Origin of the sequence: Streptomyces sp. NPDC049813, assembly GCF_044465085.1 — a bacterium.
GTDB lineage: Bacteria > Actinomycetota > Actinomycetes > Streptomycetales > Streptomycetaceae > Streptomyces.
Genome location: NZ_JBITLI010000002.1, coordinates 715,370 through 732,250, shown reverse-complemented (window position 1 = coordinate 732,250; position 16,881 = coordinate 715,370). Strand labels below are relative to the sequence as shown.

Below are 16,881 nucleotides of genomic sequence, written 5' to 3'. Positions count from 1 at the left end.
GCGGGGTCGGGTGCGGGCGGCTGCATTCTGTGAGCGTTGCAAGCCGTTCTGAATCGCTGGTTACGGTGACATGACGTCCCGGGGTGCGGCGGGGTGCGGCGGGGTTTGGTTGGGGGGTTCGGGCTTGCGGCGGGGCGGGGTGTTTGGTGTGCGGCTCCTGCCGGGGAGGGGCCGGTGAGCGCCGTGGGTGGGCTCCCGTCGGTGGGGGTTGCTCGCGCAGTTCCCCGCGCCCCTGGCGGGGCGCCGTTCCCGGCGCCCGTGTGCCCCGCGCCCCTGGCGGGGCGCCGTTCCCGGCGCCCGTGTGCCCCGCGCCCCTGGCGGGGCGGGGGCGGGAGGGATGCTTTATGCGGCTGTTCTGTGGCGCAGAATGCGGAACGTCGCGTACGTGACCGCCGCGGCCAGGGCCAGTACCACGGTCGTCTCCATCAGTTGGAGGGGCCAGAAGTGGTTCGTGGGGTGGAAGGTGCTGTAGTAGCCCGTCACGTCGTGGGCGGCCAGGCACTGTTTGTCGTCGATGCAGATCGGGTCCGCGATGTGCGCGCCGGTGGACGTGACGGCTCCCTCGGAGACGCTCTCGCCGGTGTAGCCGCGGTAGCCCTGGGCGAGCGTGCCGACCACGGTGCGGGTGGGCCACAGGTGCGGGTGGAGGAACTGCACGCACAGCGCGAGCGTCAGCGTGAGGACCGCGCCGAGCGCCGCCGCGGGCAGCAGCTTGCGCTGGAGGAGGGCCGCGAGCGCGCCGCAGGCCAGGGCCAGCAGGGGCAGGGCCACCGCGGTCGGGCCGAGGATGTCGTAGGCGCCGGAGAACCATTCGTTCTCGCTCAGGCCGCGGGCCCGCGCCGCCACCGCGTGGCGCAGCGTCACCAGCAGGGCCATGCCGACGGTGAGGAGCAGCGCGGGCACGGTCAGCTTGGTGCGCAGCCAGTGGGCGGGGGAGACCGACTGGGTCCAGGCGAGCTGGGCGGTGCCGCGCTCCAGCTCGCGGCCGATGAGCACGCCTCCCGTGAACACCGCCACGAGCAGCGGCACGCCGGACATACCGGCGTCGACGACGCTCAGCGCCTTGTAGTAGGTGGCCGCGGTCGCTCCTTCGGAGACGCAGCCGGTGACCGAGCCCGTCGCACAGCGGCCGCTGAGGTCCAGGCCGTCCGTCCCGGGTCCCCACAGCCACAGCAGCGTGCCCGCGGTCAGGGCGACGTAGGCGGTCCACAGCCACAGGGCGACGCGGTGCAGCCGCAGCACCGTCCAGGTGAGGCCCTTGGGGCGGGTGAGGGCGAGGCTCATGTGGTGGACCCCTTCGTGACGGGTGCGGGCTTCGTGGGCGCGATGCGGCGCGGCTGGTGGCGGCGCAGGACGAGGAACGCGGCGGCGACGGCGAGCACGGTCAGGCCGAGCAGGATGCCCGTCTCGGTGAGCTGGCGGGGCCAGTAGTCGGGGGAGGGCAGGTACGTGCGGACGAAGCCGGTGATGTGGTGCTGGTCGAGGCACTTCTGGTCCAGGTAGCAGCCGGGGTCGCGGACCTCGGCGCCGCCGGTGGTGACGGCCTTGCTGTGGACGGGGAGCTCGGGCTGCTGGTACCGGCCCTGGAAGGGCCAGGAGTTGCCGCGCAGGGCACCGACGAGGTACTGGCCGACCCCGGCGATCGCGAGCGCCGGCAGGGTGCGGCGCACGAGGAGCGCGACGAGTACGCCGAGCGCGAGGCCGAACAGCGCGTTCGCCACCGTGGCCACGCCGAGCGAGAAGGCGGCGTCGCGCGGGCCGATCCCGGCGACGAGGAGGTGGCCGCGGGCGTCCCACACCAGCCGGTACAGGACGACGATCACGGCGGTGCCGACGGTGATGAGGACCGCGGGCACGGCCAGCTTCGCGGCGAGCCAGCGGGCCGGGGAGACGGACTGCGTCCACGCCAGCTGGGCGGTGCCGCGCTCCAGCTCGCGGGCGATGAGCGGGCCCGCGGCGAACAGGGCGACGGCGACCGCGGCGATCCGGATCAGGCTCAGCGGTTCGTAGAAGACGGCGTCGAACGAGCCGGTGAAGGGCAGGGCGCTGGACAGGCCGCGAAAGGCGGTGTCCTGCGCTCCGGTGTAGCCGAACGCGTCGAACGCCTTGCGTGCCTCCGACGAGCCGGGGCCCCACAGGTAGAGCAGGGTGGCGACGCTGATCGCGACGTAGGCGAGCCAGGTCCACAGGGCTGTGCGGTGCAGCCGCAGCACGGTCCACACCAGGCCGTCCGGGCCGGGCAGGGTGCGCCGCACCGGGGCCGTCCGCTGCCGCTCGGTGGTGGGGGCGCTCATGCGGTCACCGCCGCTCCGGCCGTGCGGGCGGTGGTGCCCGGGGTGATCAGGGCGGGCGCGTCGGGCGAGCGCAGGTGGGCCAGGAGCAGCTCCTCCAGGGAGGGTTCCTGCACCTGCCAGTCGGCGCCGAGCGGTCCGTCGCGGCGGATCAGGGCGGTGTGGCCGCGGCCCGAGGCGCGGGACTCCACGACGGTGTGGCCGCCGAGGTCGCCGCGGCCGGTGACCAGGCTGTGCGCGCGGAGCAGGTCGTCGATGCCGCCGCCGAGCCGGATCCGGCCGCCGCCCAGGAGCAGCAGGTGGTCGCAGGCGTCGGCCAGCTCGGCGACGATGTGCGAGGACATCAGCACGGTGGTGCCGTGCTCGGCGGCGTCCGCCATGAGCGTGCCCATCAGCTCGTGCCGGGCGAGCGGGTCCAGGTCGGCCATCGGCTCGTCCAGGAGCATCAGCTCGGGCCGCTTGCCGAGGGCCAGGGCGAGGGCGACGCGGGTGCGCTGGCCGCCGGAGAGGGAGCGGATCCGGGCGGCGCGGTCGAGGCCGCCCTGTTCGACGATCTTCGTCGCGTAGCCGGCGTCCCAGCGGCCGGGGTTGAGCTCGGCGCCCATGCGCAGCGTGTCGGCGACGGACAGCTGGGGGTGCAGGGGCTTGTCCTGCGAGAGGTAGGCGACCTTGGCGCGGTGCTCGCCGGGTGCGCCGCCCAGCACGTCGAGCCGCCCGGAGGTCTGGCGCAGCAGGCCCGCGGCGATCGCCAGCAGGGTGGACTTGCCCGCTCCGTTGGGCCCGACGAGCGCGCTGATCCGGCCGGCGGGCAGCCGGAACGAGCAGTTGTCCAGGGCGGCGCCGCCACCGCGTCCGTACCGCTTGACGAGGCCGGTCGCCTCGATGGCCGTGCTCATGGGGTCCCCTTGTCGGTGGTGCTGAAATGCGCTGCCAGCGCGCTGCTGAACAGGGCCGCGACGTCCTCGCGGTCGAGCCCGGCCTCCTTCGCCCGTCCCGTCCAGTCGTCCAGCTCCGCCCGGAGCGGCGAGTCGGCGGGTGCGGAGCCGAGCGATCTGCGCACGAAGGTGCCCAGGCCCCGGCGGGCCTCGACGAGCCCCGCGCGCTCCAGCTCGCGGTAGGCCTTGAGCACCGTGTTCGGATTGATGGCCGTCGCCTCGACCACCTCGCGGGCGGTGGGCAGCTTGTCGCCCGGTTCGAGCATGCCCATCCGCAGGGCCTGCTCGGTCTGGTGGACGATCTGCAGGTAGGTGGCGACGCCGCTGTGGCGGTCGATCCGGAACTCGATCACGTACTCCCGCTCGCCCACTGGCCTCCCCCCTTTCACTAATCAAGTAGTGAAAGGGTGATGCAAGAGAGGGGGCGGCGTCAAGCGACACCGCCCCCTCGGTCTCGGCCCCGGGTCCGTGGCGCGCACGAACCCGCAGGTCAGGACTCCGTGCGGTACATCAGATCCGTCTCGTGCGTGGTGAAGCCGAGCCGCTCGTACACGCGGACCGCCGCCGTGTTGTCGGCGTCGACGTAGAGCATCGCCGTCGGCAGCCCGGCCGCGGCGAGGTGGCGCAGGCCCGTCGCGGTGAGCGCCTTGCCGAGGCCGCCGCCCTGGTTGCCGGGGGCGACCCCCACCACGTACACCTCGCCGAGCCCCTCCTCGGCGTGCACCTTCGTCCAGTGGAAGCCGACCAGCTCGTCGTTCTTGAAGGCGAGGAAGAACCCCGCCGGGTCGAACCACGGCTCCGCCTTGCGGTCGTCCAGGTCGCGCTGGGTGAGGGAGCCCTGCTCGGGGTGGTGCGCGAACGCCGCCGCGTTCACCGCCAGCCAGCCCGCGTCGTCCTGGCCGGGGACGAAGGTGCGGATGCGGACCCCGGCAGGCAGCACCGGCTCGGGCAGCTCAAGACCGGTCAGCGGCCGCCGCATCTGGCGCAGCTCCCGGAACAGGGACAGGCCGAGCACCTGCGCGAGGTGGCGCGCCGCCCCGTGCCCGCCGTGCGCCCACACCCGCAGCCGCTTCCCGGAGGCGGCCAGCAGCGCCGAACCGAGCGCCCGTCCGTGCCCGCGGCCCCGGTGCGAGGGGTGCACCACCAGCTCGGCGGCGGGCGCCTCGACCGGGTCGGTGTCCTCCAGCTGCGCGTACCCGAGCAGCTCCCCGCCGACCGTCAGCAGCAAGTGGTGCACGCCCTCGCGCTCCCCGCCGCGCAGCTGGAGCCGCCCCTGCTCCGACACGGCCTGCTGCCCGTCGGACCTGGCGGCCTCGGTCAGCAGCGCGAGCACGGCGGCGGACTGCGTGTCGGTCAGGGTCGAGAGGGTGTCGATCCGGCGTCCCGAGAGGGTCGGATCGCTGGTGGGTGCGGGGTCCGTGGTCATGCAGACGAGGGTACGGCGCACCCGGGGCCGCCCGGCGGCAACCAGCTCGTAACCGGCAACCCCCTGTTGCGCTACGCGCGTTGACCCTAGGCTTCCGGCTGTCATCGCAGCAGCCATCTTCCGCTTTCGGGGGGACGTACGTATGCCCGTCACGCCACAGGGACGCAGACCAGGACCTCGGCCGCTCCGCCGCCGCGCCAAGGCCGCGCTCGGCGCCGTCGCCACCCTCGCCACCGCCGGAGCGCTGATGGCCGCGCTCCCCGCGGGCGCCGCCCACGGCAGCCACGGTCACGGCGGCCACGGCCACGGCGGCCACGGTGGCGGCCACCACGGACAGAGCCGCTACCAGGACGTGCAGTTGCTGTCCTTCAACGACCTGCACGGGAACCTGGAGCCGCCGGCCGGTTCGTCCGGGCAGGTCAGCGAGGTGCAGGCGGACGGCACCACGAAGCAGGTCGACGCGGGCGGCGTGGAGTACCTGGCCACCTCCTTGCGCACCGCCCGCAAGGGGCACCCCTACAGCGTCACGGCCGCGGCCGGTGACCTGATCGGGGCGAGCCCGCTGCTGTCGGGCCTCTTCCATGACGAGCCGACCGTCGAGGCGATGAACAAGCTCGACCTGGACGTCACCGGGGTCGGCAACCACGAGTTCGACGAGGGTGCCACCGAACTGGCCCGCATACAGAACGGCGGCTGCCACCCCAAGGACGGCTGCTACGAGGACGGCCGCACCTTCAAGGGCGCCGACTACCCCTACCTGGCCGCCAACGTGACGGACGAGAAGACCGGCAAGCCGATCCTCGCGCCCTACTGGGTGTGGAAGCACGACGGCGTGAAGGTCGGCTTCATCGGCGTCACCCTGGAGGGCACGCCGAACATCGTGTCGGCCGAGGGCGTCAAGGGCCTGAAGTTCCACGACGAGATCGAGACCGTCAACAAGTACGCGAAGATCCTCGACAAGCAGGGCGTGAAGTCGATCGTCGCCCTCATCCACGAGGGCGGAGTGCCCGCCTCGTCCGCGTACAACTACGACTGCGACGCCGCGGGCGCGGGCTCCGGGGTCTCCGGCCCGATCGTCGACATCGCCAAGGGCATCACCCCTAAGGTCGACGCGCTCGTCACCGGCCACACGCACAACGCCTACGTGTGCACCATCCCGGACCCCTCCGGCACCCCGCGCATGGTCACGTCCGCGTCCTCCTACGGCAAGCTCTACACGGACACCACGCTGACCTACGACCGCCGGACCAAGGACATCGTCCGCACGGCCGTGAAGCCGGGCGCCTCGCACAAGGGCGGCCCGAAGGCGCCCGTCTCGGCCAACCACGTCGTCGCGCGCACCCAGCCCAAGGCCGCCGACATGACCGCGCTGATCAGCCGGTGGAACAAGCTGGCCGCGCCCGTCTCGAACCAGGCCGTCGGCTACATCTCCGGCGACATCCCGGGCCGCGGCGCCGGTACGCCGGAGGAGCCGCTCGGCGACCTCATCGCGGACGCCCAGCTCGCCCACGCCAAGACCCTGGACCCCAAGGCGAGCGTGGCCCTGATGAACCCGGGCGGGGTCCGCTCCGACCTCGTGTTCAAGGCGAGCGGTGCCGAGGGCGACGGGGTCGTGACGTACGGCGAGGCGTTCACCGTGCAGCCGTTCAGCAACACGGTCAACCTCGTCGACCTGACCGGCGCGCAGCTCGTCCAGGCCCTGCAGCAGCAGGTCAGCGGCGCCAACGAGGCCTCGCCGAAGATCCTCCAGCCGTCGGCCGGGCTGACGTACACGCTCGACATGACCAAGGCGGGCGCGGCGCGCGTGGTCACCGGCACGATCCGGCTGAACGGCGCGGCGATCGACCCGGCCGCCACCTACCGGGTCGCGATGAACTCCTTCCTGGCGGGCGGCGGCGACGGCTTCACGGCCCTCGGGCAGGGCAAGAACCCGCTGGTCGGCGCGGACGACCTGAAGGCGTTCAACGACTACCTGACCGCCAACTCCTCGGCCGCCGAGCCGATCGCACCCCCGAAGGCCGACCGGATCACGCTCGTGAAGTGACCATGAACCGGGGATGACGCGGACCCCGAACGGAAGGAACGCGCGGGTGGCCTACGGTGGACCGTGGGCCACCCGCCGTCCGTCACCCCGGTGTCATCGGCAGCGGTGAAGGTTGTTTGCCCGCGGGGTGGGGGTGTGTGGTGGAATCACCCGATGCGTACCCCCCACCGCATGGCCAACGCCCGCAATCCGTATGAGGAGTTGGCCGCGCTCGCGGACAACCCGCTCGACGACGTGCTGCACGAGGACCCACCCGTCGCGGACGATCCCGACGACGACTGGCTGCCGCCCGACCACGGGCGGAGCAGGCGCCGCCGCAACCGTTTCGCCGGGCTCCCGCTGCTGGTCAAGGGGGTCGTCGCGGTCCTCGTCCTCACCGCGTTCCTCGCCCTCGCCGACCGCTGGGCCGTGCTGTACGCCGAGCACCGCGCCGCGCAGCAGCTCAAGAAGGAGCTGAAGCTGACCGCGGCGCCCGAGGTGGAGATCGGGGGCTTCCCCTTCCTCACCCAGCTCGCCGACCGCCGCGTGGACGAGATGAAGGTCACGGTCCCGGACGTCGCCGCCGACCGCGTCACCCTCGCGAAGGTCTCGGCGACCGCCCGCGACGTACGCATCGAGGGCTCGGGGCTCACGGACATCAGCGGCGCCCACGTCGACGCGATGCACGGCGAGGTCCTGCTCAGCTTCGCCGACCTGAACCGGGAGCTGGGCGCCTCCCAGGTCACCTTCACCGGCCACGGCCACGACCGGGTGCTGGCCCGCGGCACCCTGCCGGTCGCCGGGCACGAGGTGAAGGTGCGGGCCGACGCCACGATCCGCCGGCTCGGCGCGTCCGGCATATCCACCGACATCGACGGCATGCGCCTGGACATCGGCGACCTCGCCACCTACCGGCCGGGCACCCGGGCCGACGAGGGCCTGCACCTGACGGCCCGCTCGGTGCGGCGGATCACCGAGGAGAGCGACAAGGCGAAGCGGCTGCTGGCGATCCCCGCGCTCGTGCACCGCGCCGGCGTCCCGCCGACGGCCGTCCGCGCCGCCCTGCGCGGGGACGCGAAGGTGAGCGAGGTGACCGGCTCGCCCCGCTTCGTGCGAGGCCTCATGCGGACGAACCTGATCGACATCGCGCTCGACCACCCCTGGCTCCTGGAGAAGCTCGGCCTGGACCCGGCCCTGCTCAACGGCCTCACCGAGCTGACCCGCCCGGAACTCGCCGACCGCCTCTCCCTCGCCTTCCGGCTGCCGAAGCTGCCGGGCGACGACGGCTACGTGCGGCTGCGCGACGTGCGCGTGGAGAAGGACGGGATACGGGTGGACCTGTCGGGGGCGGGGCTGTCGGTGGGCGGCTGAGGGCCGGGCCGGGGCGCGGGCTCCGGGGCCGGGTCACGGGATCAACCGGCGGTCCGCTACGGGTCAGGGAATGTCCGGCGGCGGGGTGGGCGCCCCGGGCAGCCGCATGGTGGCGACCGTGCCGCCGCCGTCCGCCGCGGCCAGCGCCACCTCGCCGCCGCTCGCCTCCACGGTCCGGGCCACGATGGACAGGCCGAGCCCCGAACCGGGCAGCGCGCGAGCGGTCGGCGACCGCCAGAACCGGTCGAAGACGTACGGGAGTTCGTCGGCCGGGATGCCGGGGCCGTGGTCCCGCACGGTCAGCGTCCCGCGCATCAGCCGCACCTCGACCGTGCCCCTGGGCGGGCTGAACTTCACCGCGTTGTCCAGCAGGTTCACGATCGCCCGCTCCAGCGCCGCCGGCTCCGCGCGGACGTACCAGGGGGCCAGTTCGGCGTCGATGTTCAGTTCGGGGCCGCGCAGCCGGGCCCGGTCGATGGCCGTGCGGACGGTCTCGTGCAGCGACACGACCTTGAGCGGGCCCTCGCTCCCGGCCAGCCCGGTGCGCGACAGCTCCTGGAGGTCGCCGATGAGCGCGGCCAGCTCGATCATCTGCGCCTTCACCGACGCCATCAGCGCCTTGCGGTCGTCCGGGGGGATCGCGCGGCCCGTCTCCTCGCTGCGGGTGAGCAGTTCGATGTTGGTCCGCATCGAGGTCAGCGGCGTCCGCAGCTCGTGGCCCGCGTCGGCGATGAGCTGCTGCTGCAGTTCGCGGGAGGAGGCGAGGGAGGCCGTCATCGAGTTGAACGACGCGGAGAGCCGGGCGATCTCGTCGTCGCCCTCGACCGGGATGCGGACGGTCAGGTCCTCCGTCCTGGCCACGTGCTCGACGGTGTCGGTGAGCTGGTCGACGGGGCGCAGCCCGGTCCGGGCGATCCAGAGGCCGGCGGCGGTGGCACCGAGGACACCGATGCCGCCGACCAGGAGCAGGACCCAGGCCAGGGTGGTGAGGGGCTCGGTGACCTCGGCCAGCGGGCTGGCGATGGACACCGCGGTGTTCTCGTACCGGATGCCGGGCTCGCGGTAGAGCTGGACGGTGAACACCCGCATGGCCTTGCCGTCCGCGTCGTCCGTGGTGTGCAGCGCCGATTCCCGGGTGCCATGGGCCACTTCCCGGTCCGCTGCCTGCACCGGGATCGCGGTGTCGCCCGGGGACGTGCACACCTGACCTTCGGCGGTGATGACCTGGATCGTCGGGCCGGGCAGGGCGTGCTCACCGGCCGGTCCGCCGCTCTGGCAGTTGCTCGCGATGGACAGCACCTGGCTCGGCTTCACCGAACTGACCTGCTGCTTCAGGTCACCGTTCAGCTGCGTCATCAACTGCGCCCGCGTCAGGAACCAGCACGTCACCGCCACCGCCGCCACCGCCGCCGCCACCGCGACAGCCACCAGCAGCGCCAGCCGTGACCGCAGGGGCAGCCCGCGCAGCCTGCGCAGCACCCGGTTCACTCGGCCCCGCCGGAACGCAGCGCGTACCCCACGCCCCGCACCGTGTGCACGAGCCGCGGCTCGCCCCCGGCCTCCGTCTTGCGCCGCAGGTACATCACGTACACGTCCAGCGAGTTGGACGACGGCTCGAAGTCGAAGCCCCAGACCGCCTTGAGGATCTGCTCGCGGGTGAGGACCTGGCGCGGATGGGCCAGGAACATCTCCAGGAGCGTGAACTCGGTACGGGTCAGCTCGACCGTGCGCGTGCCCCGCGTGACCTCCCGGGTCGCCAGGTCCATGCGCAGGTCGGCGAAGGACAGCACGTCGGAACCGTCGATCTCGGCGACCGCCGCGGAGGCGTACCCGCTGCGCCGCAGCAGCGCGCGGACCCGGGCGAACAGCTCGTCCAGCTCGAACGGCTTGACCAGGTAGTCGTCGGCGCCCGCGTCGAGGCCGGTGACCCGGTCGCCGACGGTGTCCCGCGCGGTGAGCATCAGGATCGGGGTGGTCGAGCCGGTGGCGCGCAGCCGCCGGGCCGCGGTCAGGCCGTCCATGCGCGGCATCTGGACGTCCAGGACGACCAGGTCCGGACGGTGGGCGGCCGCCTTCTCCAGCGCGTCGGCGCCGTCGACGGCGACCTCGGTGCCGTAGCCCTCGAAGGCGAGGGAGCGCTGGAGTGCCTCCCGCACCGCGGGCTCGTCGTCGACGATGAGGATGCGGTGCGGGTCGCGGTCGCCTTCGGCGGGGCTCATGGGCTGCGCTTCCTTCACGATGGGTGCGGGCGGGGCCGGCTCTCAGCCTCGCACGGCGGCAAGGCGGCCGCGTACGGCGCGGCGTGCCGCCGCGGGCGCCACCTCGGGGGCGCGGGTGGCGGGCCGGTGCAGCGCGGCGGCGACCGCGCGGGCCAGGCCGAGGTCGGCGGGGCCCGCGGGGGTCCCGGCGGGGTGGCGGACGGACCGGACGGACCGGACGGGCTGGTCGGACCGGTCGGATCGAACGGGCTGGTCGGACCGGTCGGATCGAACGGGCTGGTCGGACCGGTCGGATCGGACGGGCTGGTCGGACCGGGCGGATCGGGCGGGCTGGTCAGATCGGTCAGATCGGTCAGACCGGTCGGCGTGCGCGGTAGGGGTCATGGTGGGTCCTCCCGGGTGGGGGCCGTGGTCAGCTGTCGGCGCCTCCGGCGCGCAGCGTGGCGAGGTCGGCCTTGACGGTGTTGACGGGGATGGCGAAGCCGAGACCGACGCTGCCGGCGCTCGACGAGGAGGACGAGGAGTCCGAAGCGGCCGAGTACATCGCCGAGTTGATGCCGATGATGTTGCCGTTCATGTCGATGAGGGCGCCGCCGGAGTTGCCCGGGTTGAGGGACGCGTCGGTCTGGAGCGCCTTGTAGGTCGTGGTGGACGAGCCGGTGTCGCCGTTGAACTCCTGGCCGCCGAACTCGAACGGCCACTGGCCGCCGCCGCCCCGCTGCTGTTGCTGCTGCTGGCCCTCGTCGGTGGAGACGGTGACGTCCCGGTCGAGCGCCGAGACGATCCCGCTGGTGACGGTGCCGGTCAGGCCCTCGGGCGAGCCGATGGCGACGACCTGGTCGCCGACCTTGACGCCGTCGGAGTCGCCGAGCGTGGCGGCCTTGAGGCCGGAGGCGTTCCGCAGCTTGATGAGCGCGAGGTCCTTCTTGGCGTCGGTGCCGACGACCTCGGCGGTGTACGACTTGCCGTCGCTCGTGCGCACCTTGACGGAGGAGGCGCCCGAGACGACGTGATTGTTGGTGACGATCTCGCCGTCGCCGGTGACGATGACGCCCGAGCCGGTGGAGGAGCCGGACGACAGCGTCGCGTTCACCTCGACGATCGAGGGGCTGACGGCCTTGGCGACGCCGGAGACGGTGCCCTTCTGGCTGCTGGGCACGACGTTCGTGCTGGTGGCGCTGGAGGCGGTGGTGTCCGGGCCGCTCAGCTCCTGGAAGGCGTAGGCGGTGCCGCCGCCGACGGCCGCCGCCGCGACCGCCACGGCCGCGAGCAGCCCGACCGGTCCGCGCAGCCGCTTGCGCCGCTTCGGCGCGGAGGGCTGCCCGGGCCCGGGAGCCGCGAACGAGGCGGTGTACCCCTCGCCGTGACCGCCGTGACCGCCGTGACCGCCGTGACCGCCCTGGCCGCCCTGGCCGCCCTGGCCGTTATGCGTGCCGTGCCCGCCCAGCCCGTCCGCCGCCCACACCGGCTGTCCCGGCGCGACCCCCGCGGGCTCGTACGACGGCGGGGCCGGGTACGCGCTCCCGGCGTACGGCGGGTGCTGCGGTGCGGGCCCGTGGGCGCCGGCGGGGCCTTCGGTGGACTGGGGATACTCGCCGCTGCGGCGGAAGCTCTCGGTCATGGGACAAGCGTGTGGCGCGTACATGAGAGTCGGCTGAGCGTGCCCTGAGAGTCACGGCAGAACCCTGTTTGCCCGAAATAAAGACGGCCCGGGGCGGGGCCCGGCGAACGGCGGGTTACCTGCGGATGAGTTCCAGGAAGGCGCCCGGCCAATACTCCGCCGACCGCCAGGAACCCCGTGTCCCAGGGGGCGCGCGGGGCCTACGATCCCCGCGCGCCCCCCACCTCGCGCTCCCCCCGCACCGAGCAACGCCACCTCATCAGGAGCCTTGAGTGATACGTGCCCTTCGCGGCCGTCGCAGACGCACTGCCACCGCCACCGCCACCGCCTCGGCCGGCCTCGCCCTGGCGCTCAGCTGCGCCGGCGTCCTCGCCGCCCAGCCCGCCGGCGCGGCCGGCGCCCCTCCCGGACTGCCCGACGCGAACGTCGCGGCCCGGTCCGCGAACCCGGCCCCGGCCGCCTCCGACCAGGAGCTGCGCCACCGGGCCGTCGAGGCCGCCAGGAGCCAGGCGACCCCGCGGAACAAGCCCAAGGCGACGCCGTTCATCATCGGCGGCACGCAGACGCCGATCTCGTCCGCGCCCTGGATGGTCCAGCTCTCCTACTACGACAGCGCCACCGACGAGGGCTACTTCTGCGGCGGCACCCTGGTCGCCCCGAACAAGGTCCTCACCGCGGCCCACTGCGTCGCCGGCCTGGACTGGACGGCGAACGGCGCGATCGTCGCCGGAGCCTCCGGACTGCTCGACGACACCAGCGGCACCGTCGCAGGCGTCTGGCGCCAGTGGACCCACCCGGGGTTCGACGCCGACACCGCCCACAGCGACATCGCGGTGCTCACCCTGGACCGCCCGCTGCGACAGCAGTGGGAGCGGCTCACCCAGAGCAACGACACGGCCTCGTACAAGGCCGGCACCTCCGCCACCGTCTACGGCTGGGGCCTGACCTCCGGCGCCGACGGCTCCGACCTGTCGGCGACGCTGCGCAAGGCGACGCTGCCGATGGTCGCCGACTCCACCTGCGACAGCGCGATGCGCACGGTGCTCGGCGAGGACGACTTCCTCGAAGGCTCGATGTTCTGCGCCGGCACCCCGGCGAGCGGCACCGACGAGGGCACCCAGAGCCCCTGCAACGGTGACTCGGGCGGCCCGGTGATCGTGGGCGGCCGCGTCGTCGGCATCGTCTCGTGGGGCGTCGCGGGCTGCACCGCCAAGGGCGCCTACCCGGTCTTCACCAAGGTGGCCCCGTACGTCTGGGCGGCCCAGCCCCGCATCGACGACACGGACCTGTCCTACGACGGCAAGGCCGACCTGCTCGGCCGCACCCCCTCCGGCGGCCTGTTCGAGCAGGACAGCAAGGGCACCTCGCTGACCACCCGCTCCTACCTCGGCAGCGGCTGGGAGACCTCCAGCTGGGCGCTCCAGGCCGACCTCGACCGGGACTTCTACCAGGACCTGATCGTCCGTGACTCCGTCGACGGCAAGCTGTACCGGGACGCCTACGACGCGGCCGCCGGCGAGTTCGCGTGGAAGCAGATCACCTCGGTGTGGGGCGGCTACAAGTCCTACGCGGTCCCCGGTGACATGACCGGCGACGCCCGCCCGGACCTCGTCGCGGTCGACGCGGACGGCTCGACCTACCTCTACCCGGGCAAGGGCGACGGCGAGTTCTACGGCAAGGTCAAGGTCGTCGACAAGTCCTGGAAGGGCGTCAAGCTCTTCGGCCACGGCGACCTGACCGGCGACGGCAAGGCCGACCTGCTCGTGCGCAACAGCTCCGGCGTGCTGTACCTGTACCGCGGCACGCAGGTCGAGCACACCCCGTGGGCGGCCCGCATCCAGGCCCGTACCGGCTGGAACTTCTCCTCGTACGTGGCCAACGGCGACGTGACCGGGGACGGCGTCGCCGACGTCATGGCCCGCGACTCGGGCGGCACGCTGTGGCTCTACCCGGGCACCAACAAGGCCTCCAGCGACCTGTTCGGCGCGCGCAAGAGCCTGGGCACCGGGTTCAACCAGTACAACCTGCTGTTCTGAGCGGGGCCCGCGGGGGTCAGGCGCAGCCGCAGGACTGACGCACGACCAGACGCGACGGGAACAGCTTCAGGCGTTCCCGTCGCGATCCCGCCACGCGCAGCCCGTCGTCGAGGACCAGGTCGACGGCGGCCCGCGCCATCGCCGAGCGGTCCGAGGCGACGGTGGTCAGCGGCGGATCGGTGAGCCCCGCCTCCTTGACGTCGTCGAACCCGGCCACGGCCAGCTCGCCCGGCACCTCGATGCGCAGCTCGCGCGCCGCCCGCAGCACCCCGATGGCCTGGTCGTCGGTGGAGCAGAAGATGGCCGGCGGCCGGTCGGGCCCGGCCAGCAGACCCAGCGCCACCTGGTACGCGTCGTAGCGGTTGTACGGCGCCTCGAAGAGCCGGCCCTCCGTGGAGTGGCCGGCCTCCTGCATCGCGCGGCGCCAGCCCTCGACGTGGTCGGAGACCGGGTCGCCGACGGAGGGGGTCTCCGCGGTGCCGCCCAGGCACGCCACGTACGCGTTCCCGTGCTCCAGCAGGTGACGGGTGGCGAGCTGGGCGCCGCCGATGTCGTCGGTGACGACGGCGACGTCGTCGATCGATTCGGGCCGCTCGTGCAGCAGGACGACGCGCGCGTCCCACGCCTCGATCTCGGCCGCCGCCTGGTCGTCGAAGCCGTGGCTGACGAGGATCAGGCCGGAGACCCGCATGCCGAGGAAGGCGCGCAGATAGTGCACCTCGCGGTCGCCGACGTAGTCGGAGTTGCCGACGAGGACCATCTTTCCGCGCTCGGACGCCGCCTGCTCCACCGCGTGCGCCATCTCCGCGAAGAACGGCTGGCGCGCGTCCGGCACGATCATGCCTATGAGGTCGGTGCGGCGCGACGCCATCGCCTGGGCGACCCGGTCGGGCCGGTACCCCAGCTCCTTGATGGCGGCCTGCACGCGCTCGCGCGTGGCCGGGGCGACCGGCCGGGGTCCGTTGTTGATCACGTAGGACACGACGGCGGTCGAAGTACCCGCCAGTCGCGCCACGTCGTCCCGAGTCACCTTGGCCACGCGCGGAGTCTACGCGGATGGAACCCGCCCTGGGCAGGGCGTGCGAGGCGTTCCTACCGCTCGGCGGCGGCGGCCTGGGCCCGCACGGCGCCCGGACTGTCCGTTTCGCCCGTTGCGGCGGTCGTCTCGTCCTTGGCGGCCGTGCCCGAGGCCCTCTGCTCGGCGGTCTTGTCGGCGGTCTTCTCCGGCTTCTCCGGTGTGACGAAGCGGTAGCCCACGTTGCGCACGGTGCCGATGAGCGACTCGTGCTCGGGGCCGAGCTTGGCGCGCAGCCGCCGGACGTGGACGTCCACGGTCCGGGTGCCGCCGAAGTAGTCGTACCCCCACACCTCCTGGAGCAGCTGGGCGCGGGTGAACACCCGGCCCGGGTGCTGGGCCAGGTACTTCAGGAGCTCGAACTCCTTGAAGGTCAGGTCCAGGACCCGGCCCTTGAGCTTCGCGCTGTACGTCGCCTCGTCCACGGAGAGGTCGCCGTTGCGGATCTCCATGGGGGAGTCGTCGGCGACGATCTGCTGGCGGCCCATGGCCAGGCGCAGCCGCGCCTCGACCTCGGCCGGTCCCGCGGTGTCGAGCAGCACGTCGTCGATGCCCCAGTCGGCGGTGACGGCGGCGAGGCCGCCCTCCGTCACGACGAGGACCAGCGGGCAGCCGGGCCCGGTGGAGCGCAGCAGCTGACAGAGGCTGCGCACCTGCGGGAGGTCGCGGCGGCCGTCGATGAGGATGACGTCGGCACCGGGGGTGTCGACGAGAGCGGGTCCCTCGGCGGGAGCCACCCGTACGGAGTGCAGCAGCAGGCCGAGGGCGGGGAGCACCTCCGTCGACGGCTGGAGGGCGTTGGTCAGGAGCAGCAAGGAACTCATCGCGCCCCACCTGCCCGGGTCGTCCTGTGTTCGTGCACGGTTCGCTCGCCCATAACGTCTGGTTCCTCCTCGGTCCCTGCGAGGACGTTTGCGGCACTGCTTCGTGATGCTGGTGGAGCTGTGTGGTGCTCGGGTGGTGCTCTGCTCTTGAAAGCACAAAAGGACCCGGGGGCTGCTTTGCCCGAGTCCTCTGCCCAGCACAATAGCCCACATGACTTGGGGTCGGGCAGGTGAAAAGAGCGGATCTTCTGTGCGGCCGATCACTGAACGACCACGGCGCGTGATGCTCCGTACACAGGACGGTATCGCCATCGACGCCGCGTACGCGCCGGGTCCGGTGCCCGGCGAGGGCCCGGTGATCGTGCTCGCGCACGGGTTCACCGGGGATCTGGAGCGGCCGCACGTACGGCGCGCCGCGGGCGTGTTCGCGCAGCGTGCGGCCGTGGTCACGTTCTCGTTCCGGGGCCACGGGCGCTCCGGCGGGCGCTCCACGGTCGGCGACCGCGAGGTGCTCGATCTGGCGGCGGCCGTCGCGTGGGCGCGCAGCCTCGGCCACGCGCGCGTGGTGACGGTCGGGTTCTCGATGGGCGGTTCGGTGGTGCTGCGGCACGCCGCCTCGCACGGGGGGCGCACGGAAGCGCGGACGGACGCGGTCGTCGCGGTCAGCGCCCCGGCGCGGTGGTTCTACCGGGGGACGGCGCCGATGCGGCGGCTGCACTGGGTGGTGACGCGACCGACGGGCCGGATGGTGGGCCGTCTCGGGCTGCGCACCCGCATCCAGCCCTGGTCCGGCGGGGTCTGGGACCCGGTCCCGCTGTCGCCGGTCGAGTCGGTCCCGCTGATCGCGCCGACGCCGCTGCTCGTGGTGCACGGCGACCGCGACCCGTACTTCCCCGTCGACCACCCCCGGATGCTGGCCGCGGCGGCGGCGGACGGCGGCGCCGAGCTGTGGCTGGAGCCGGGGATGGGGCACGCGGAGAACGCGGCGAGCGACGCGCTGCTCCACCGGATCGCGGCGTGGGCCGTCCCGGCGGGTGCCGCACAATAGGACGCCGACCGC

At 73.2% G+C, this 16,881-nt stretch carries 14 protein-coding genes; 4 read left to right on the top strand and 10 right to left on the bottom strand.

The genetic code is table 11. The annotated features are described in order from the left end of the window. Positions 1-342 precede the first annotated feature (342 nt). The 5 genes from ACIBW6_RS07450 to mshD all read right to left on the bottom strand — a co-directional run bounded on the left by ACIBW6_RS07450 (position 343) and on the right by mshD (position 4,652). Positions 343-1,284 carry an ABC transporter permease gene (locus tag ACIBW6_RS07450; RefSeq protein WP_399057598.1) on the bottom strand — a complete coding sequence of 314 codons (942 nt, stop codon included), beginning with the start codon at positions 1,282-1,284 and terminating at the stop codon, positions 343-345. Then, positions 1,281-2,294 carry a hypothetical protein gene (locus ACIBW6_RS07445; protein WP_399057596.1) on the bottom strand — a complete coding sequence of 338 codons (1,014 nt, stop codon included), beginning with the start codon at positions 2,292-2,294 and terminating at the stop codon, positions 1,281-1,283. Before ACIBW6_RS07445 ends, ACIBW6_RS07450 begins: the two co-directional genes overlap by 4 nt. Beyond that, a complete protein-coding gene (locus ACIBW6_RS07440) occupies positions 2,291-3,187 on the bottom strand; it encodes an ABC transporter ATP-binding protein (protein WP_399057594.1) in 897 nt (298 codons plus the stop codon). Before ACIBW6_RS07440 ends, ACIBW6_RS07445 begins: the two co-directional genes overlap by 4 nt. Continuing rightward, entirely contained in the window at positions 3,184-3,579 is a 396-nt protein-coding gene (locus ACIBW6_RS07435) for a GntR family transcriptional regulator (RefSeq protein WP_399057739.1), read from the bottom strand. Before ACIBW6_RS07435 ends, ACIBW6_RS07440 begins: the two co-directional genes overlap by 4 nt. 137 nt (positions 3,580-3,716) lie before the next feature. After that, positions 3,717-4,652 (bottom strand): mycothiol synthase, encoded by a 936-nt coding sequence (gene mshD, locus ACIBW6_RS07430; RefSeq protein ID WP_399057592.1) that lies wholly within the window; start codon positions 4,650-4,652, stop codon positions 3,717-3,719. Between the two features lie 142 nt (positions 4,653-4,794). Between mshD and ACIBW6_RS07425 the strand changes: the two genes are divergently transcribed. Beyond that, positions 4,795-6,696 carry a bifunctional metallophosphatase/5'-nucleotidase gene (locus ACIBW6_RS07425; protein WP_399057590.1) on the top strand — a complete coding sequence of 634 codons (1,902 nt, stop codon included), beginning with the start codon at positions 4,795-4,797 and terminating at the stop codon, positions 6,694-6,696. A 153-nt stretch (positions 6,697-6,849) separates the two neighbouring features. Continuing rightward, positions 6,850-8,046, top strand: coding sequence for a DUF2993 domain-containing protein (locus ACIBW6_RS07420; RefSeq protein WP_399057588.1), 1,197 nt, complete (start codon positions 6,850-6,852; stop codon positions 8,044-8,046). 63 nt (positions 8,047-8,109) lie between these two features. Here the strand turns inward: ACIBW6_RS07420 and ACIBW6_RS07415 are convergent, their stop codons facing one another. The 3 genes from ACIBW6_RS07415 to ACIBW6_RS07405 form a co-directional block, all read right to left on the bottom strand. Then, the gene (locus tag ACIBW6_RS07415; RefSeq protein WP_399057586.1) at positions 8,110-9,534 is read right to left on the bottom strand and encodes a sensor histidine kinase; all 1,425 of its coding nucleotides are present in this window, start codon (positions 9,532-9,534) and stop codon (positions 8,110-8,112) included. Then, positions 9,531-10,265, bottom strand: coding sequence for a response regulator transcription factor (locus ACIBW6_RS07410; RefSeq protein WP_399057584.1), 735 nt, complete (start codon positions 10,263-10,265; stop codon positions 9,531-9,533). Before ACIBW6_RS07410 ends, ACIBW6_RS07415 begins: the two co-directional genes overlap by 4 nt. A gap of 412 nt (positions 10,266-10,677) precedes the next feature. Further along, positions 10,678-11,886, bottom strand: coding sequence for a S1C family serine protease (locus ACIBW6_RS07405; protein ID WP_399057582.1), 1,209 nt, complete (start codon positions 11,884-11,886; stop codon positions 10,678-10,680). Between the two features lie 272 nt (positions 11,887-12,158). On the opposite strand from ACIBW6_RS07405, the gene ACIBW6_RS07400 reads away from it, so the two are divergent. Further along, positions 12,159-13,922 carry a trypsin-like serine protease gene (locus ACIBW6_RS07400; protein ID WP_399057580.1) on the top strand — a complete coding sequence of 588 codons (1,764 nt, stop codon included), beginning with the start codon at positions 12,159-12,161 and terminating at the stop codon, positions 13,920-13,922. A gap of 16 nt (positions 13,923-13,938) precedes the next feature. Here the strand turns inward: ACIBW6_RS07400 and ACIBW6_RS07395 are convergent, their stop codons facing one another. After that, positions 13,939-14,961 (bottom strand): LacI family DNA-binding transcriptional regulator, encoded by a 1,023-nt coding sequence (locus ACIBW6_RS07395; protein ID WP_399057578.1) that lies wholly within the window; start codon positions 14,959-14,961, stop codon positions 13,939-13,941. 53 nt (positions 14,962-15,014) lie between these two features. Then, positions 15,015-15,821, bottom strand: a complete 807-nt coding sequence (locus ACIBW6_RS07390) for a response regulator transcription factor (protein ID WP_399057576.1) — start codon at positions 15,819-15,821, stop codon at positions 15,015-15,017. 211 nt (positions 15,822-16,032) lie between these two features. On the opposite strand from ACIBW6_RS07390, the gene ACIBW6_RS07385 reads away from it, so the two are divergent. Beyond that, a complete protein-coding gene (locus tag ACIBW6_RS07385; protein WP_399057574.1) occupies positions 16,033-16,869 on the top strand; it encodes an alpha/beta hydrolase in 837 nt (278 codons plus the stop codon). The last annotated feature ends 12 nt before the right edge of the window (positions 16,870-16,881 follow it).

Excerpts from the sequence above, each read along its gene's own strand:
- ACIBW6_RS07445 (WP_399057596.1), bottom strand. The coding sequence starts at position 2,294 with ATGAGCGCCCCCACCACCGAGCGGCAGCGGACGGCCCCGGTGCGGCGC.
- ACIBW6_RS07440 (WP_399057594.1), bottom strand. The coding sequence starts at position 3,187 with ATGAGCACGGCCATCGAGGCGACCGGCCTCGTCAAGCGGTACGGACGC.
- ACIBW6_RS07385 (WP_399057574.1), top strand. The coding sequence starts at position 16,033 with ATGACTTGGGGTCGGGCAGGTGAAAAGAGCGGATCTTCTGTGCGGCCG.
- ACIBW6_RS07425 (WP_399057590.1), top strand. The coding sequence starts at position 4,795 with ATGCCCGTCACGCCACAGGGACGCAGACCAGGACCTCGGCCGCTCCGC.
- mshD (WP_399057592.1), bottom strand. The coding sequence starts at position 4,652 with ATGACCACGGACCCCGCACCCACCAGCGATCCGACCCTCTCGGGACGC.
- ACIBW6_RS07420 (WP_399057588.1), top strand. The coding sequence starts at position 6,850 with ATGCGTACCCCCCACCGCATGGCCAACGCCCGCAATCCGTATGAGGAG.
- ACIBW6_RS07410 (WP_399057584.1), bottom strand. The coding sequence starts at position 10,265 with ATGAGCCCCGCCGAAGGCGACCGCGACCCGCACCGCATCCTCATCGTC.
- ACIBW6_RS07405 (WP_399057582.1), bottom strand. The coding sequence starts at position 11,886 with ATGACCGAGAGCTTCCGCCGCAGCGGCGAGTATCCCCAGTCCACCGAA.
- ACIBW6_RS07450 (WP_399057598.1), bottom strand. The coding sequence starts at position 1,284 with ATGAGCCTCGCCCTCACCCGCCCCAAGGGCCTCACCTGGACGGTGCTG.
- ACIBW6_RS07390 (WP_399057576.1), bottom strand. The coding sequence starts at position 15,821 with ATGAGTTCCTTGCTGCTCCTGACCAACGCCCTCCAGCCGTCGACGGAG.